The 14,926-nt window shown below is 71.6% G+C and carries 10 protein-coding genes; 4 read left to right on the top strand and 6 right to left on the bottom strand.

Translation table 11 applies throughout. The annotated features are described in order from the left end of the window. Both VH969_RS13060 and VH969_RS13055 read left to right on the top strand, forming a co-directional pair. A partial coding sequence (locus VH969_RS13060) for a response regulator transcription factor (RefSeq protein ID WP_331973982.1) occupies positions 1-322 on the top strand: 322 nt, incomplete at its 5' end. A 610-nt stretch (positions 323-932) separates the two neighbouring features. Further along, on the top strand, positions 933-3,506 hold the full coding sequence (locus tag VH969_RS13055) for a winged helix-turn-helix domain-containing protein (RefSeq protein WP_331973981.1): 2,574 nt from the start codon (positions 933-935) through the stop codon (positions 3,504-3,506). Here the strand turns inward: VH969_RS13055 and VH969_RS13050 are convergent. The 3 genes from VH969_RS13050 to VH969_RS13040 are packed head-to-tail and all read right to left on the bottom strand — an operon-like array spanning position 3,499 to position 7,707. Continuing rightward, positions 3,499-4,023, bottom strand: coding sequence for a DUF6817 domain-containing protein (locus VH969_RS13050; protein WP_331973980.1), 525 nt, complete (start codon positions 4,021-4,023; stop codon positions 3,499-3,501). The genes VH969_RS13055 and VH969_RS13050 overlap by 8 nt on opposite strands. A 50-nt stretch (positions 4,024-4,073) precedes the next feature. After that, complete coding sequence (locus tag VH969_RS13045) at positions 4,074-5,930, bottom strand: ABC transporter ATP-binding protein (RefSeq protein WP_414638495.1); 1,857 nt, start codon at positions 5,928-5,930, stop codon at positions 4,074-4,076. 43 nt (positions 5,931-5,973) lie between these two features. Then, positions 5,974-7,707, bottom strand: coding sequence for an ABC transporter ATP-binding protein (locus VH969_RS13040; protein WP_331973979.1), 1,734 nt, complete (start codon positions 7,705-7,707; stop codon positions 5,974-5,976). A 97-nt stretch (positions 7,708-7,804) separates the two neighbouring features. On the opposite strand from VH969_RS13040, the gene VH969_RS13035 reads away from it, so the two are divergent. Beyond that, positions 7,805-8,404: a TetR/AcrR family transcriptional regulator gene (locus tag VH969_RS13035; RefSeq protein WP_331973978.1), complete on the top strand. Its 600-nt coding sequence runs from the start codon at positions 7,805-7,807 to the stop codon at positions 8,402-8,404. A 42-nt stretch (positions 8,405-8,446) separates the two neighbouring features. On the opposite strand, the gene VH969_RS13030 is transcribed toward VH969_RS13035, so the two are convergent. After that, positions 8,447-11,581 carry an ATP-binding protein gene (locus VH969_RS13030; RefSeq protein WP_331973977.1) on the bottom strand — a complete coding sequence of 1,045 codons (3,135 nt, stop codon included), beginning with the start codon at positions 11,579-11,581 and terminating at the stop codon, positions 8,447-8,449. Positions 11,582-11,862: 281 nt separating this feature from the next. Continuing rightward, positions 11,863-12,582: an HNH endonuclease family protein gene (locus tag VH969_RS13025; protein ID WP_331973976.1), complete on the bottom strand. Its 720-nt coding sequence runs from the start codon at positions 12,580-12,582 to the stop codon at positions 11,863-11,865. A 78-nt stretch (positions 12,583-12,660) separates the two neighbouring features. Between VH969_RS13025 and VH969_RS13020 the strand changes: the two genes are divergently transcribed. Continuing rightward, on the top strand, positions 12,661-13,083 hold the full coding sequence (locus VH969_RS13020; RefSeq protein ID WP_331973975.1) for an SRPBCC family protein: 423 nt from the start codon (positions 12,661-12,663) through the stop codon (positions 13,081-13,083). A gap of 88 nt (positions 13,084-13,171) precedes the next feature. Here the strand turns inward: VH969_RS13020 and VH969_RS13015 are convergent, their stop codons facing one another. Then, positions 13,172-14,890 carry an MFS transporter gene (locus VH969_RS13015; protein ID WP_331973974.1) on the bottom strand — a complete coding sequence of 573 codons (1,719 nt, stop codon included), beginning with the start codon at positions 14,888-14,890 and terminating at the stop codon, positions 13,172-13,174. Positions 14,891-14,926: the final 36 nt, after the last annotated feature.

Raw genomic sequence — 14,926 nt, 5'->3', positions numbered from 1 at the left:
GATCACCGAGTTGCTGACGAGCGAGCTGGGCAAGCTCGGCCGTGCCGCGGAGCGGTTCGCCGAGCGGGTGTTCGCGTTGCGCCGCGCGCTGGACGTGCCGCCGATGGTGCCGCTGACCGCACGGGAGCAGGCGGTGCTGCGGCTGCTGCCGACGCTGCGCTCGTTCGACGAGATCGCCGAGGACCTCACGGTGTCCGCGAACACCGTGAAGACACACGTGCGGGCCATCTACACCAAGCTCGGGGTCACGAAGCGCCGGGACGCCGTCGCGGTCGCGATCGAGCGCGGACTGCTGGACGTCGAGCACGCCGACCACCACTGAGCGGGCGCCGAGCAGATTCAGCGCAGACTGAGAGCAGAACGGGGATTCCGGACGGCTCGACGCGAAGCGCGATGGCGTGGACGGGTGGTTTTCGGCGATTCGACCCGGTGGCCGGTGCGGAGAAAACGGTTACCCGGCTCGAGAAGGCAAGAACCCGTCGGCGGGCCCGACCGGCGACGGACTTCAGCAGGTGGACGCGAAGAAATCGAACGTACGCCGGGTGCGCGATCTTGCCGGCCGGGCCCGCTCGGCGGCGCGTTCCGACCGCCCCGCACCCGGCATCGGCGCAGCTAGCCGTGCTAGCGCCCACGCGAGCGGGTAGCGTCGGCATCGACGACGACTGCACCGGAAGATCCGCACCGAAATGACGTCGGGCCGCTCGACTTTGTTCGCGATCAGGTCCGGCACTGTTGTAGACAAAATACAAGATGCGTCTGGGGAATCACGTGCCGAACAGTTCTTCGTCGAATGATCGCTGTTTTCGGAAAGGGACCTTGTGCTCTAGAGGGGCCCGGTCACCACGCATAGCGTGAATCACATGCGACAGACCCGGGAACGTCGCACTGGACGCCGGTGGCCAATACCACGGGCCAAGACCGCCGTACCCCGGGTGCCCGCCAACTTCGTGTCCCGTGACGGGTTGCGTGAACGGCTGGACACCCGCAGTGCCAGATATCCGTTGACCCTCGTGTGCGCACCGGCGGGTTACGGGAAGACCCTGCTGCTCGCCGACTGGGTCGAGAAGACGGGCGCCGCGGACAAGGCGTGGGTGTCGCTGGACGGGGGCGACAACGACGCCGGCCGCTTCTGGACCGCGGTCCTCAGCGCGGTGTGCGGGTGTGCTCCGGTTCCTTCCTCCAGCCGGCTGCACACCTTGCACCCGCCGGGGGTGCCGGACGCCGCGGGCTTCTTCGCCGACCTGATCGACGGGCTCGCGGCGCTCCCGGCGCCGCTCTATCTCGTGCTGGACGACCTGCAGGAGATCGAAGACGAGCACACCTGGCACGGCATCGCCATGCTCGTCCGCCACCAGCCCCGCAACGTGCGGCTGGTCCTGTCCACCCGCGCCGACCCGCAGCTGCCGCTCGCGCGGCTGCGGCTGCAGGGCGAGCTCGCCCAGCTGCGCGCCGGTGACCTGCGCTTCTCCACCGAGCACGCCGCCGAACTGCTGCGCCGCGCGGACGCCGGCCTCGACGACGACCAGGTCCGCCGGCTCGTCGAGCAGACCGCGGGCTGGCCGGCGGGGCTGCGGCTGGCCGCCCGGTCGCTGCGGGACGTGTCCGACCGCGAGGCGTTCCTCGTCGAGTTCGCCGGCAACGACCGCGCGGTCGCCGACTTCCTCGTCAGCGAGGTGCTCGCCCGCCTGCCCGCCGCGACGGCCGACGTACTCGCGCTGGTCAGCGTGTGCGACGAGGTGACCCCGGCGCTCGCCGCGGCCCTGTCCGGGCGGCCGGACGCCGGCGCGATCCTCGCCGGCCTGGAGCGGGACAACTCGCTGGTGCTCGGTGTCGGCTCGGACCGGCAGTGGTTCCGCACGCACCCGCTGCTGCGCTCGTACCTGCTCGCCGACCTCTCGCGGCAGCGGCCGGGCGTCCTCGCGGAGCTGCACGAGACGGCCGCCGAGTGGTTCGCGGAGCGGGAGCGGCCGGACAAGGCGCTCGAGCACGTCACGCTGACCGGCGAGAACCGCACGATGGTCGACCTGCTGGGCCGCCACGGGGCGACCGTGCTGCTGGCAGGTGACGACCACGGGTCGGTGCGCCGCGCGCTGGCGTCGGTCGGGGACCACACCGTCCGGCAGCTCCCCACGCTCGCGCTGATCTCCGCGCTCGAGCACACGCAGGTGGGCGAGCACGCGCAGGCCGAGGCGGACCTGGCGTCCTGCTGGACCGCATGGCCGGACCGGCCCGCTGCGGAACTCGTGCGGCTGCGCCAGCTGGTGCTGGCCACGCAGGCGCTCGCGCGCGGGCAGGCACTGCCGGTGGAACCGCTGGACTGGCCGGCGGTCATCGGCGCGCTCGACGGCGGCGACCTGGAGGCGTGGGCGCGCCTGGCGCACGGCTGGAAGCTGCTGCGGGCCGGTGCCGTGGCGAAGGCGCGCAGCGAGCTCGCGACCGCGGCCCGCCTGGCCCGCCAGCAGGGATTCGACTACGTGGCGATGCACAGCCTGTCGGCGCTGGCCGTGCTGTCCTGCCGGGACGGGGCGTTCCCGGCGGCGGAGTCGACGTGCGCGGCGGCGGTCGAGCTCGCGTACGCGCACGGGTGGACGGTGTCGCCGTGGCTGACGGCCGACCACGTGATGGTGGGCTTCGCCCGGCTGCTGTCGCTCGATCCGGACGCGGCGCTCGACGAGGCCCGGCACGCGGCGGCCACGCTGCCCGCGGATGCCGACGCGCACCTGCTGCGGTACCTGATCGATCTGCTCACCGGCGCGGCGCTGATCGACGCCGGCCGCCGGCAGGACGGGCTGGCGATGCTCGCCCGGGCCCGCCACGACCACGGCGACGCGGGCATCCCGACCCCGCTGCTCGCCGCGGGCATGGTGTTCGAGCACCGCGCGACGCTGGACCTCGGCCACGAGGCGCTCGCGCAGCAGCTGGTGGCGTGGACGCGGGACCGGATCGGCACGGTCGCGGAGCTCGCGTTGATGCAGGCGCGGACGTCGTTCGCGCACGGCGCCCTGGCCGCGACGGAGTCCGCGATCCGCGAGGTGCTCGACGACCCGCGCCCGCCGCTGTGCCCGACGACCCGGCTGGAGGCGCGCCTGCTGGAGACCGCGCTGGAGATCCGGCTGGGCCGCCGCACCCGGGCGCGCGGCGCGCTGGACGCGGCGCTGGAGCTGGCCGAGCCGTCGTCGCTGATCCGCCCGTTCCACCACGCGGACGCGTCGGTGCGCCGGCTGCTCCTGGAGCAGGTGGGTGGTTTCGGGCGCACGAACGCCTTCGCCGCGCGCGTGTCCCAACTGGTGTCCACAATAGACGCCGAAACGGCGGACGTCCTGACGAGCCGCGAACACGCCGTCCTCATGCGACTGTCGTCGCCCCAGTCCTTGGACGAGCTGGCGTCGGACATGTCGGTGTCGGTGAACACGGTGAAGACCCACGTACGCGCGATCTACGCGAAGCTGGGCGTGAACAACCGCCGCGCCGCGGTGGTGGCCGGCCGGCAGCTCGGCCTCAGCTGAGCCACGCCTTCCGGGCCTCCGCCGACAGCCGGCCGCGGCATCGCTCGAACAGCCGTGTCAACTGGTCGCCGTAGCGGCGCGCGAGGTCGGCGTTGTGTCCCACCACGTCGAGCTCGTTCGCGGCGGTGATCTCCACGACGGCCCGGATGTCCTCTTCGGACGGCTCGTGTTCCGTGCCGGTGAACCGGTCGCGCACCACGACCACCGGGTCGCGCAGGCGCGGGTAGACGAAGCCGCGGTCCAGGCTGCCGTACAGGTATACGAGTCGCTCCGCCCGCTCGCCGGCGACCGCGCGCAGCTCGGCCCGCCGGCTCACGTCGAGCAGCGCCCGGTCGAACCCGTCGGTCCCGTAGGTGGCGTGGCACAGCCCGGCGAGCCGCACGTCCTCGTCCGCGCCCCACGAGGCGAGCAGGCCGGCGACCCGCCGCAGGTGCTCGAGCAGCGTCCCGCCGGGATGCGCGATTTCCCCGGCGCCGTGGTCACGGAGGAACCGCAGCACCTCGTCCCGATCCGCCATGACCCGAGTGAAGCACAACCGCCACGCACGCCGGCCGCCCCGGCGATCTCCTACCCGGTCGCGGCGAACTGGGCTGAGTACAGGCGGTGGTACGCCCCCTGCGCGGCCAGCAGCTCGTCGTGCGTGCCCTGCTCCACGATGCGGCCCTGCTCCATCACGAGGATGAGGTCGGCGTCGCGGATCGTGGAGAGGCGGTGGGCGATCACGAAGCTCGTTCGGGACGAGCGCAGCGCCGCCATCGCGTGCTGCACCAGCGACTCCGTGCGCGTGTCCACCGAGCTCGTCGCCTCGTCGAGGATCAGCAGTGACGGGCGCGCGAGGAACGCCCGCGCGATCGTCAGCAGCTGCTTCTCACCGGCCGAGACGTTCGTGCCCTCCTCGTCGATCACCGTGTCGTAGCCGTCCGGCAGCGTGCGCACGAAGTGGTCCACGTGCGTCGCCTTCGCGGCCTCGATGATCTCCTCGTCGGTGGCGTCCGGGCGCCCGTAGGCGATGTTGTCCCGGATCGTGCCGCCGAACAGCCACGTGTCCTGCAGCACCATGCCCGTCTGCGAGCGCAGGTCCTCCCGCTTCAGCGCGGTGATGTCCACGCCGTCGAGGGTGATGCGACCCGAGTCCAGCTCGTAGAACCGCATGATCAGGTTCACCAGCGTCGTCTTGCCGGCGCCGGTCGGGCCCACGATCGCGACGGTCTGGCCCGGCTCCGCCACGAGCGACAGGTCCTCGATCAGCGGCTGCTCCGGCCGGTAGGAGAACGACACGTTCTCGAACTCGACCCGGCCCCGCCGGTCGGCCGGCAGGGTCGCGTCCGCCGGATCCGCCGACTCCTCCTCGGCGTCCAGCAGCTCGAAAACCCGCTCCGCCGACGCGACCCCGGACTGCATGAGGTTCGCCATCGACGCCACCTGGGTCAGCGGCTGGGTGAACTGGCGCGAGTACTGGATGAACGCCTGCACCTCGCCCAGCGACATCGTGCCGGAGGTGATCCGCAGGCCGCCGACCACCGCCACCACGACGTAGCTCAGGTTCGACAGGAACATCATCGACGGCATGATCAGGCTGGAGATGAACTGCGCGCCGCGGGCCGCCTCGTACAGCTCCTCGTTGCGCTTGGTGAACTCCGCCTCCGACTCCTTCTGCCGGCCGAACACGCGGACCAGCTGGTGGCCGGTGAACGCCTCCTCGATGTGCGCGTTCAGCAGGCCGGTGTTCTTCCACTGCGCGATGAACTTCTTCTGCGCCCGCTTGCCGATCTGCGCGGTGACGAACACCGACAGCGGGATCACGGCGAACGCGATCAGCGACAGCAGCGGCGAGATCGTCAGCATCATCACGAGCACGCCGACGACGGTCAGCAGCGAGGTGAGCAGCTGGCTCAGCGTCTGCTGCAACGTCGTGGAGATGTTGTCGATGTCGTTGGTGACGCGGGAGAGCAGCTCGCCGCGCGGCTGGCCGTCGAAGTAGCGCAGCGGCAGCCGGTGCAGCTTGTGCTCGACGTCCTCGCGCAGCCGGAAGACCACCCGCTGGACCACGCCGTTCAGCAGGATGCCCTGCACCCAGCCGAAGAGCGACGAGGCCAGGTAGAGCCCGAGCACCCAGCCGAGCACGCCGGCGAGCGCACCGAAGTCGATGCCCGCGTCCGGCACGCCGCGGAACCGCGCGAGCACGCCGTCGAAGATGATGTCCGTCGCGTGCCCGAGGATCTTGGGCCCCGCCACGGCGAACGACACGCTGATGACCGCGAGCACGACGACCGCGCCGAACGCGAACCGCTCGGGCTGCAGCCGCCGCGCCAGCCGCTTGGCGGAGGGGCGGAAGTCCTTCGCCTTCTCCACGGGCATGTTCATGCCGAAGCGCGGCCCCCCGCCGCCCATGGGACGCGGCCGTGCCTGTGTCTGTGTGCTCATCCTGTTTCCCCCACTCGCTCCGCTCCGCCGCTGATACGCCGTCTCATGCGACCTGCTCCGGGGTCAGCTGGGACTCGACGATCTCGACGTACGTGGGACAGGTCTGCATCAGCTCACGGTGGTTGCCGATGCCGACCACGGAACCCTTGTCCAGCACCACGATCTGGTCCGCGTCGAGGATCGTGGACACGCGCTGGGCGACCACGATCACCGCCGCGTCGCGAACGTGCGGGCGAAGCGCCACGCGCAGCGCCGCGTCGGTCGCGAGGTCGAGCGCGGAGAACGAGTCGTCGAACAGGTAGATCTCCGGCTTGCGCACGAGCGCCCGGGCGATCGACAGCCGCTGCCGCTGGCCGCCGGACACGTTCGTGCCGCCCTGCGCGATCGGCGCCGCCAGCCCGCCCGGCATCTCCTCGACGAAGTCGCGGGCCTGCGCGATCTCCAGCGCCTCCCACAGCTCCTCGTCGGTGGCGTCCGGGTTGCCGTAGCGCAGGTTGCTCCCGACCGTGCCGGTGAACAGGTACGCGCGCTGCGGCACCAGGCCGATGCGCTCGCACAGCAGGTCCGGGTCGGCCTCGCGGACGTCGACGCCGTCGACCAGCAGCTCGCCGCCGGTGACGTCGATCAGCCGCGGGATCAGCGACAGCAGCGTCGACTTGCCCGACCCGGTACTGCCGACGATCGCGGTCGTCCGGCCGGCCTCGGCGCGGAAGGAGATGTCCCGCAGCACCGGGTCGATCGCGCCCGGGTACCGGAACTCGACGCCCCGCAGCTCGACGTCCGCGCGCCGGGGCAGCTCGCGCACCGGCTCGAGTGGCGGCACCACCGACGGGTCGGTGTCGAGCACCTCGTTGATCCGCTCGGCGCACACCGCGGCGCGCGGGATCATCATCGAGATGAACGTCGCCATCATGACCGACATCAGGATCTGCAGCAGGTAGTTCAGGAACGCGGTCAGCGCGCCGATCTGCATCTGCCCCGCGTCGACCCGGTGCGCGCCGAACCACAGCACCGCGACGCTCGACGCGTTCAGGATCAGCATGACCGTCGGGAAGATCATCGCCTGCAGCCGGCCGACTCGCAGCGCGGTGTCGGTCAGCTTGGTGTTGGCGTCGGCGAAGCGGCGGGCCTCGGCGGGCTCGCGGACGAAGGCACGCACCACCCGGATGCCGGACAGCTGCTCGCGCAGGACCCGGTTCACCTGGTCGATGCGCTCCTGCATCAGGCGGAACTGCGGAACCATCCGGGACACGATCAGCCCGATGCAGATGACCAGCACGGGCACGCAGACGAGCAGCAGCCAGGACAGCCCGACGTCCTCGTGCAGGGCCATGATCACGCCGGCCACGCACATGATCGGCGCGGTGACGAACATCGTGCACATCATGGCCACCAGCAGCTGCACCTGCTGGACGTCGTTGGTGGTGCGGGTGATCAGCGAGGGCGGGCCGAACCCGGAGACCTCGCGGGCGGAGAACGTGCCGACCCGGTGGAAGATCGCGCCGCGCACGTCGCGACCGAACGCCATCGCGGTGCGCGCGCCGAAGTAGACCGCGCCGACCGAGCAGATGATCTGCAGGACCGTGACCGTCAGCATCCACCCCCCGGTCGACACGATGTAGCCCGTGTCGCCCCGCGCGATGCCGAAGTCGATGATGTCCGCGTTGAGACTGGGTAGGTACAGGGACGCGATCGTGCCGATGAGCTGCAGCACGAGCACTGCCGTCAGCTCACTGCGGTACGGCCGCAGGTAGGTACGTAGTAGGCGCGTCAGCACCGGTCCCCCTACTAGAAGAAACGGTTCGTATCTAACATGTACTAATCTAGACCACGCCCCTTAAGAAACGCAACGTATCTTAAAGGTAAGGGAACGCGTGACCGAGACAAAGTCCCGCCGCCGCGGCGCCGAGCTGGAACAGGCCATCCTGGATGCTGCCTGGGCCGAGCTGAACGACGTCGGATACGCCGCCCTCACGATAGAAGCTGTAGCCGCCCGAGCCGGGACAAGCAAACCAGTTATCTACCGTCGCTGGCCCGGCCGCGCGGAGCTGGTGCTGGCCGCGTGGGCCCGGCAGCGGCCGAAACCCGTGCCGGCCACCGACATGGGCTCGCTGCGCGCGGACCTGATCGCCCTGTTCAACCGCATCGCGCGGCGGGCGGAGGGGATGATGAGCGAGGTCGTCGCCGGCGTGATGGGCGAGGCCTTCCGGCACCCGGAGGTCGCCGAGATCCTGCGCGAGCGGCTCCGGACCGCGCCACTAGGCGACTGGGTCAACGGGATCGTCGAGCGGGCGGTCGAGCGCGGCGAGCTGCCGCCGGTCACCGTGCCGCCCCGGGCCGCGCGCATGCCGATCGACCTGATCCGCAACGAGACGATGATGTCCGGCGGACCGATCACCGAAACCGACATCGCGGAGTTCGTCGACGACGTCTACCTGCCCCTCTTGCGCGGTTTGGCCGCTTCGCCCGGCTGACCCGCCCTGACTACGGCGCCCGGCTCCTCGCCGACCCGCCGGTCACCAGGCGCGCTGCGGCTTGAACTGGGTGACCGTGCGGGACAACGCATCGCGGGCCGCGGCCGTCCACTGTGGAATCTCCGCGCGCTCGCCGATCTCGCGGGCCTTGCGGTAGTGGCCGTTCGCCGTCTGCAGCTGGCCCAGGCGCACGGCGAGGTCCCCGAGTAGCTGGGCGACCGGGAGCAGGACCGCGTAGCCACCGGTGTCGCCGCCGGCCACCTCGTTGTCGAGCGGCCCCAGGGCGTTGTACGCCTCGACGACCCGCTCGTAGTCGCCCAGCGCCAGGCCGACCATGCCGCGCACCGTCATGAGGATCTTGAACCGCACGTCCCGCTGGATCGGATCGCGCACGGCCGCGATCTCGACCGCCTCTTCGGGCTGCCCGGCAGCGGCCAGCGTCAGCGCGTAGACCTCCCGGCCCTGCTTCGGCCACCGTTCGAAGGCCAGCCGGGCGTCGGACACGTGGTCGGCCAGCTTGCCCGTCCACAGTGCCAGCGCGAACGCCCAGACCGGGTAGTAGCCGTCCTCGGTGTCGGCGAACCCGTTGTGGCTGGTCAGCTCGGTCGCGTGCTGGAACGCGCGCCCGGCCTCGGCGAACCGGCCGTTGACGGTGTGGTCCACACCGCGGAACCAGGCCGCGGTCGTCGCGGCGGCCGGCAGGTCGTAGGTCGTGGCCAGGCGCTCCAGCTCGGCGGCGTGCTGGCCGGCCTGCGCGAAGTAGCCGCGGGCACTGGCGCACCGGAGCAGCGCCTGCCGGCCGGCCGCCTCCACGCCGATGAGCCCGTGGCCCTGGCCGAGGGCGAGCAGCTCGGTGCCGATCCGCTCCCGCTCGGCGAGCGTGGAGCTCCAGTAGCTGCGCCGGAAGCGGGCGTTGAGCGCGCTCGCGAGCAGCGCCGGGTCGCCGAGCTGCCGGGCGAGCGCGACGGCCTCGATCGACGCGGGATCGCCACGCGGGTCGTCGGACTGCTCCAGCTCGACCGCGAGGCTCGCGAGCATCTGGCACCGCAGCTCCGTGGCCGCGGCCGGCAGCGTGTAGAGCGTCTTCTCGATGAGGTCGACGAGCGCATCCGGCGTCGCGCCGGGCCGGTGGTGCGGGGACAGGTCGTGCACGTCGTAGGCCACGATCACCCGGGCGGTCAGCTCGGCGTCCCCGAGCCCGATCACCTCGGCGAGCGTGTCGTCGCGCAGCGCGCGGGCCGCGACCCGCTCCCCCGCGATGGACAGCGTCCGGATCGTGCCGATCACGAGCTCGAGCCGGTCGCGCACGGTTCCTCCGGGTGCGTGGGCGTAGGACAGCACGGCCTGCTGCCACAGTCCGGCCGCCTCGCGGTGGGCGTAGCGCCGCTCGGCCTGCTCGGCCGCGAGCCGCAGGTACCACGCGGCACGGGCCGCCGCGTCCGGCGCCTGCGCGGCGTCGAAGTGGTGCGCGAGGGCGACCGTGTCGCCCGGGCGCAGCTGCTCCAGCGCGGCGCCGACCCGGGCGTGCAGGCCGGTGCGGCGCAGCCGGGAGATGTCGTGGTAGAGCGTGTCCCGCACGAGCGCGTGCGCGAACCGCAGCGATCGGACGGCCGTGTGCGGCTCGTCGAGGATCCCGGCGCGCAGCGCGGCGTCCAGGCACTCGATCAGCGCCTCGGAGTCCATGCCGGTCACCGCCGCCAGCACGTCCAGGGTGAACTCCCGGCCGATCACCGCCGCGTCGCGGAGAACCTGCTGCGCCGACGCGGGCAGCCGCGCGACGCGGCGGCGGACGATGTGCCGCACGCTCGCGGGCACCTCGCCGATCGCCGCGTGCTCGCCGTCGGTCTCCAACAGGCGCGCGATCTCCCGGACGAAGAACGGGTTGCCCTCGGTCCGCTGCGCGATCGTGGCGACGGTCTGGTCGGCCAGCTGCCGGGTGCACAGCTCGTCGATCAGCTCGGCCACCGCGCCGGTGTCCAGGCCGGACAGCGTCAGGTGTTCGGGCCCGTGGCGGGCGAGCGTGGCCAGCGTGTCGGCGAGCTGCTCGTCCACCTCGGTCGGCCGGTAGGTGACGACCAGCAGCACCGGCTCGGCGACCAGGTCGGCGGCCAGGTGTGCGAGCAGGGCGAGGACTTCGCCGTCGGCGTGGTGCAGGTCGTCGAGCACGACCAGCAGCGGACCGCCCCGGGCCACCGCGGCGAGGTAGCGGCCGACGGCCGTACGCAGCCGGTACCGCGCGGCCGGCACGTCGCCCGAGGCACGCAGCGTGGCGTGGTCGTCGAGCAGCGGCGCCAGCTCCGCCGCGTGCTCGTGCGGCGGGAAGCGGTCGACGAGCCCCTGCAGGACCTCCGTCCACGGCTGGCCCGCCGGGCTGCCCTCGCGTTCGGGGCAGTTGCCCCACGCCACGGTCCACCCGTCGGCGGCGAGCAACCCCGCGACCGCGCCCGCGAGCGCGGACTTGCCGATTCCCGGCTCACCCGATAACAGCGCGGTCGTGCAGCTACCGGATTTCGCCGTCGCGGCGGCCCGGCACAGCCGGTCCATTTCCTGGTCGCGGCCCAGCAGCCGCGGCTCCGGGTTTTCTTCGCCGGCCGGGATTTCCGCGTCTTGCGGGTGGTCGGGCACGTGCAGCCACGCGGCCGCCGTGGTTTCCTTCACCACCACGGATACCGACCGGTAGGCCTTTGGGTCGCAGGCCCTGCTGTGCCGCACGACCTCGTCGAAGAACCACGACGAGACGATCATCGCGAGCACCGCCGGGGATTCCGCAAGTGCTGCCTTGAGCGGCGCGGAGTCCAGTAATCGGAACGACAGATTAATCGCGGCGGACGTCACGCCGTGGTCGTCGTAGTGAATCTCCCCGGCGTGCAGGGCCATACGCAGCCGGACCTGCTCAGCCGGCCGGTGGCTGCGGTTGTGCCGATCCAGCGCGGCCACCAGCGCACCGGGCAGGACCTCGGCGAACGGCCCTTTCGGCATCTCCGCCGGGGCGAGAATGAGCGCACCGTCCCCTCTGTCCTCGTGCTCGCAGTCGGCCCAGCAAATACCGGCCGCCGAGAATGCTTCGGCCAGCGCCCGATACAGCCCTTTGCGCACCGCGATCTGATCCACGTTGTTTCGCCGTCGGTCACCGAAGCCCACCACGTCCACCACCAGGATGGTTCGGTGCACGGCCATGCCAGGACGTGTCATAAAACCTCGCGAACTTGCCAAATGGACATCCCGATATGTCACGGCAATCAGCAAGGAAACCGCGTCGCTACCCCCCAGTTGGGACACGCGCCCAATTCTTGCTAACCCCACGTGTTGTAACTGGCTGAGTACCATACGGTCACGCTGCGACGGGCGCCAGTGTTGACATGTTGAGGAAACGAAAGACAATTACCACTTGTCGACCGCGACACGCGGCGGGCGTGTGGCAGATGGCCGCCGGAAACACCGGCTGTCCTGCCACGACGTCACTTCGCCGGGCACGTCCCGAGCATCTGGGCGAGAGCCGCGCGCTCCGCCTTGTCGGCGGTCAGGTGGTACTTGAGCTTGGTCTGGATGTAGCGGGTCGCGTAGGCGCACCACGCCTCGCGGTTGGCCGGCCGCCACCGCGCGGGGTCGTCGTCGCTCTTGGCCGAGTTGACCTCCGCCGTGACCGCGACGAGGTTGGCCGGGTCCGCGTAGTACGCGTGCTTCTGCGCGGCGGACCAGACGCGGGTGGCGCCGAGGCCGGGCTTGCCGCCGGCGACCACCCGGGACCGCGCCGCCTCGTTGAGCGGCACGCGATGGTCGATCTCCAGCTCGCCCGGGTCCGCGGTCGCGCGGCCGTCGTACGGGGACACCCAGCACGGCTTCGCGGCCGGGCAGTGCAGCGCGCAGCCCGCGCCGCGCTGCGCGCCCTTCGCCTGCCGGAGCAGTACGAGGTCGCGCGTGGTGCAGCCGTCGGTGCGGGCGGGCCAGTCCTCGCCCCACTCCGCGCGCTCGTAGTGGGCACCGGTGTCCTCCTCCGCGACGGGCAGCTTGCGCAGCAGGGCGGCGGCGTTCGCCGGTGGTGGGGTGGCCGGTGTGGCCGGCCCGGCCGGTCCGGTGGTCGCCGGAGTGGTGAGGTCGACCGGCTTGCACGCGGTCGGGGCCAGCACGGCGGCGGCCAGAACGGCGGCCAGAACGGGGAGAGTGGCGATGCGCGTCACAGCGGTGGGTTACCCGGATCCGTGCCGTGCCAAGCATTCTTCGGCACAATCGAGTTCGGGAGGGAACCAGGAGGGGCGATGCGACACGAGACGACAACCATGATCGACGCGCCGGCGGACCTCGTCTGGCGGACGGTGCGCGACGTCGAGAAGTGGCCGGAGTGGACACCCACGACGACCTCGATCCGCCGGCTGGACGAGGGCGAGTTCACGGTGGGCAGCACCGCGGACGTCCGGCAGCCGAAGCAGCCGCCGCGCACGTGGACCGTCACCGAGCTCACCCCGGGCCGGTCGTTCACCTGGGCCACGAGCAGCGCGGGCATCCGGCTGTCCGCCGACCACATCCTGACCGAACGGGACGGCAAGGTCGAGGCCCTGCTGACGTTCACGCTGTCCGGCGCGCTGGCGCCGATCGCGAGCCTCGTCGCCGGCCGCACGATCCGCCGCCTGGTCGACACCGAGGCGGCGTCGCTCAAGAAGTGGTGCGAGGAGCACCGCTGAGGGAGCTGATGATCGGGTTGAGTACCGGCCCCGGGTGGAGCGGGGTGACGATCCGCCACGCGAAGGCGGTCTCGCTCCCCCCGCGGCGTCACCGCGCCGCGGCGGCGAGCACGGTGGCCGGGTTCACGATCACGACGTCACAGTGGACGGTCCGCCAGATCTCCCGGCTCGCGCTCGCGTCCATCAGCGCGGGCAGCCCACCGTGCGTCGGCGCGCCGATGACCACCGCCCGCGCGCCGATGTCGTTGGCGTAGCGGCTGATCAGCCGGCCGGCCGCGCCGTGGTCGCCGGCGTCGCGCAGGACCTGGCCGACCGCGGGGACGCCGTCGGCGGACAGCCGCTTCAGGTGCGCGCGGACGAGCTCGCGGGCGGCCGCGAGCTCCTCGCCGTCGACGGCGCCCTCGGTCGCGCGCGCGTGTTCCTGGGCGTGCAGCACGTGCACCGCGCGGCCGTTGACCGCGGCGAGCCGGCCCGCGGTCTCGGTGACCCGGTCGGCCATCGCCGAGTCGTCGATCGCCGCGACGATGGCGCCGTCGGTCGCCGCCACCGCGGCGGAGTCGAGCTCCACAGTGGACAGCGCCGGTGGTTCGGCGGGCGCGCGGACGCTCTCGGCCTGGACGCGCTCGGCGTGGGCCAGCTCCGCGTGCGCGGTGCGCAGGATCAGGATGCCGGCCAGCAGCGCGCCGACGGCGATGAAGAACGGCACGTGGATGTTGGTCGCCTCGACCAGCTTGCCGGCCGCGAACGGCGCGAGCCCGCCGCCGATGAAGCGGACGAACCCGTAAGCGGCGGAGGCGACCGGGCGCTCGACCGGCGAGATCGTCATCACCGCCTGGGTGGTGACGGTGTTGTTGATGCCGATGAACACGCCGGCCACGATCACGCAGACGACGAGCACCGTGGGCGTGGTCGTCCAGATCGCGATGACGAGCACGGTGAGCGCGAAGAGGAAGAGGTTCAGGTAGAGCGTCCGCGCGATGCCGAAGCGGGCCTGCAGCCGCGGCGCGCCGAACACGGAGAAGACCGCGACGAGGATGCCCCAGCCGGTGAACACGAGGCCGAGCTGGATCGCGCCGAGCTCCATCGGGAAGGGCGCGTAGCCGAGCACCGTGAAGAACGCCCAGTTGTAGCAGAGCGCGGTGAGCGACATCGTGGCCAGACCGCGGTGCCGCAAGGCCCGCAGCGGCTCGGCGATCGACGTCTTGTGGTCCGGTTTGGGCAGCGGCTCGACGAGCACGACGGTCGCGAGCAGCGCGATGGCCATCAGCACCGCGACGCCGTAGAACGGGCCACGCCAGCTGATGTCGCCGAGCAGCCCGCCGAGCAGCGGGCCGACCGCGATGCCGAGGCCGAGCGCGGTCTCGTACAGGATGATCGCGCCGACGAACCCGCCGGTCGCCGAAGCCACGATGACCGCGAGCGACGTCGCGATGAACAGGGCGTTGCCCACTCCCCAGCCGGCCCGGAAGCCGACGATGCCGGCGATCGAGTCCGAGGTGCCGGCCAGCGCGCTGAACACGACGATCAGCGCCAGCCCCGCGATCAGCGTCTTCTTCGCACCGATGCGGCTGGACACCCAGCCCGTGATCAGCATGGCCACCGCGGTGATCACCAGGTAGCTGGTGAACAGCAGCGTCACCTGGCTCGGCGTCGCGTTCAGGTCGTGCGAGATCGCCGGCAGGATCGGGTCGACGAGGCCGATGCCCATGAACGAGATGACGCAGGCGAAGGCGACTGCCCACACTGCCTTCGGCTGGCGAAACGGGCTGGCCGGCCGGCGTTCGAGGCGCTCGGTATGAGATGTCATTCGCTATGTCCTGTCGAGATCGATCAGCCGCTCGAT

Origin of the sequence: Actinophytocola sp., assembly GCF_036555685.1 — a bacterium.
Lineage (GTDB): Bacteria > Actinomycetota > Actinomycetes > Mycobacteriales > Pseudonocardiaceae > Actinophytocola.
This window is presented reverse-complemented; position numbering and strand designations above follow the sequence as displayed.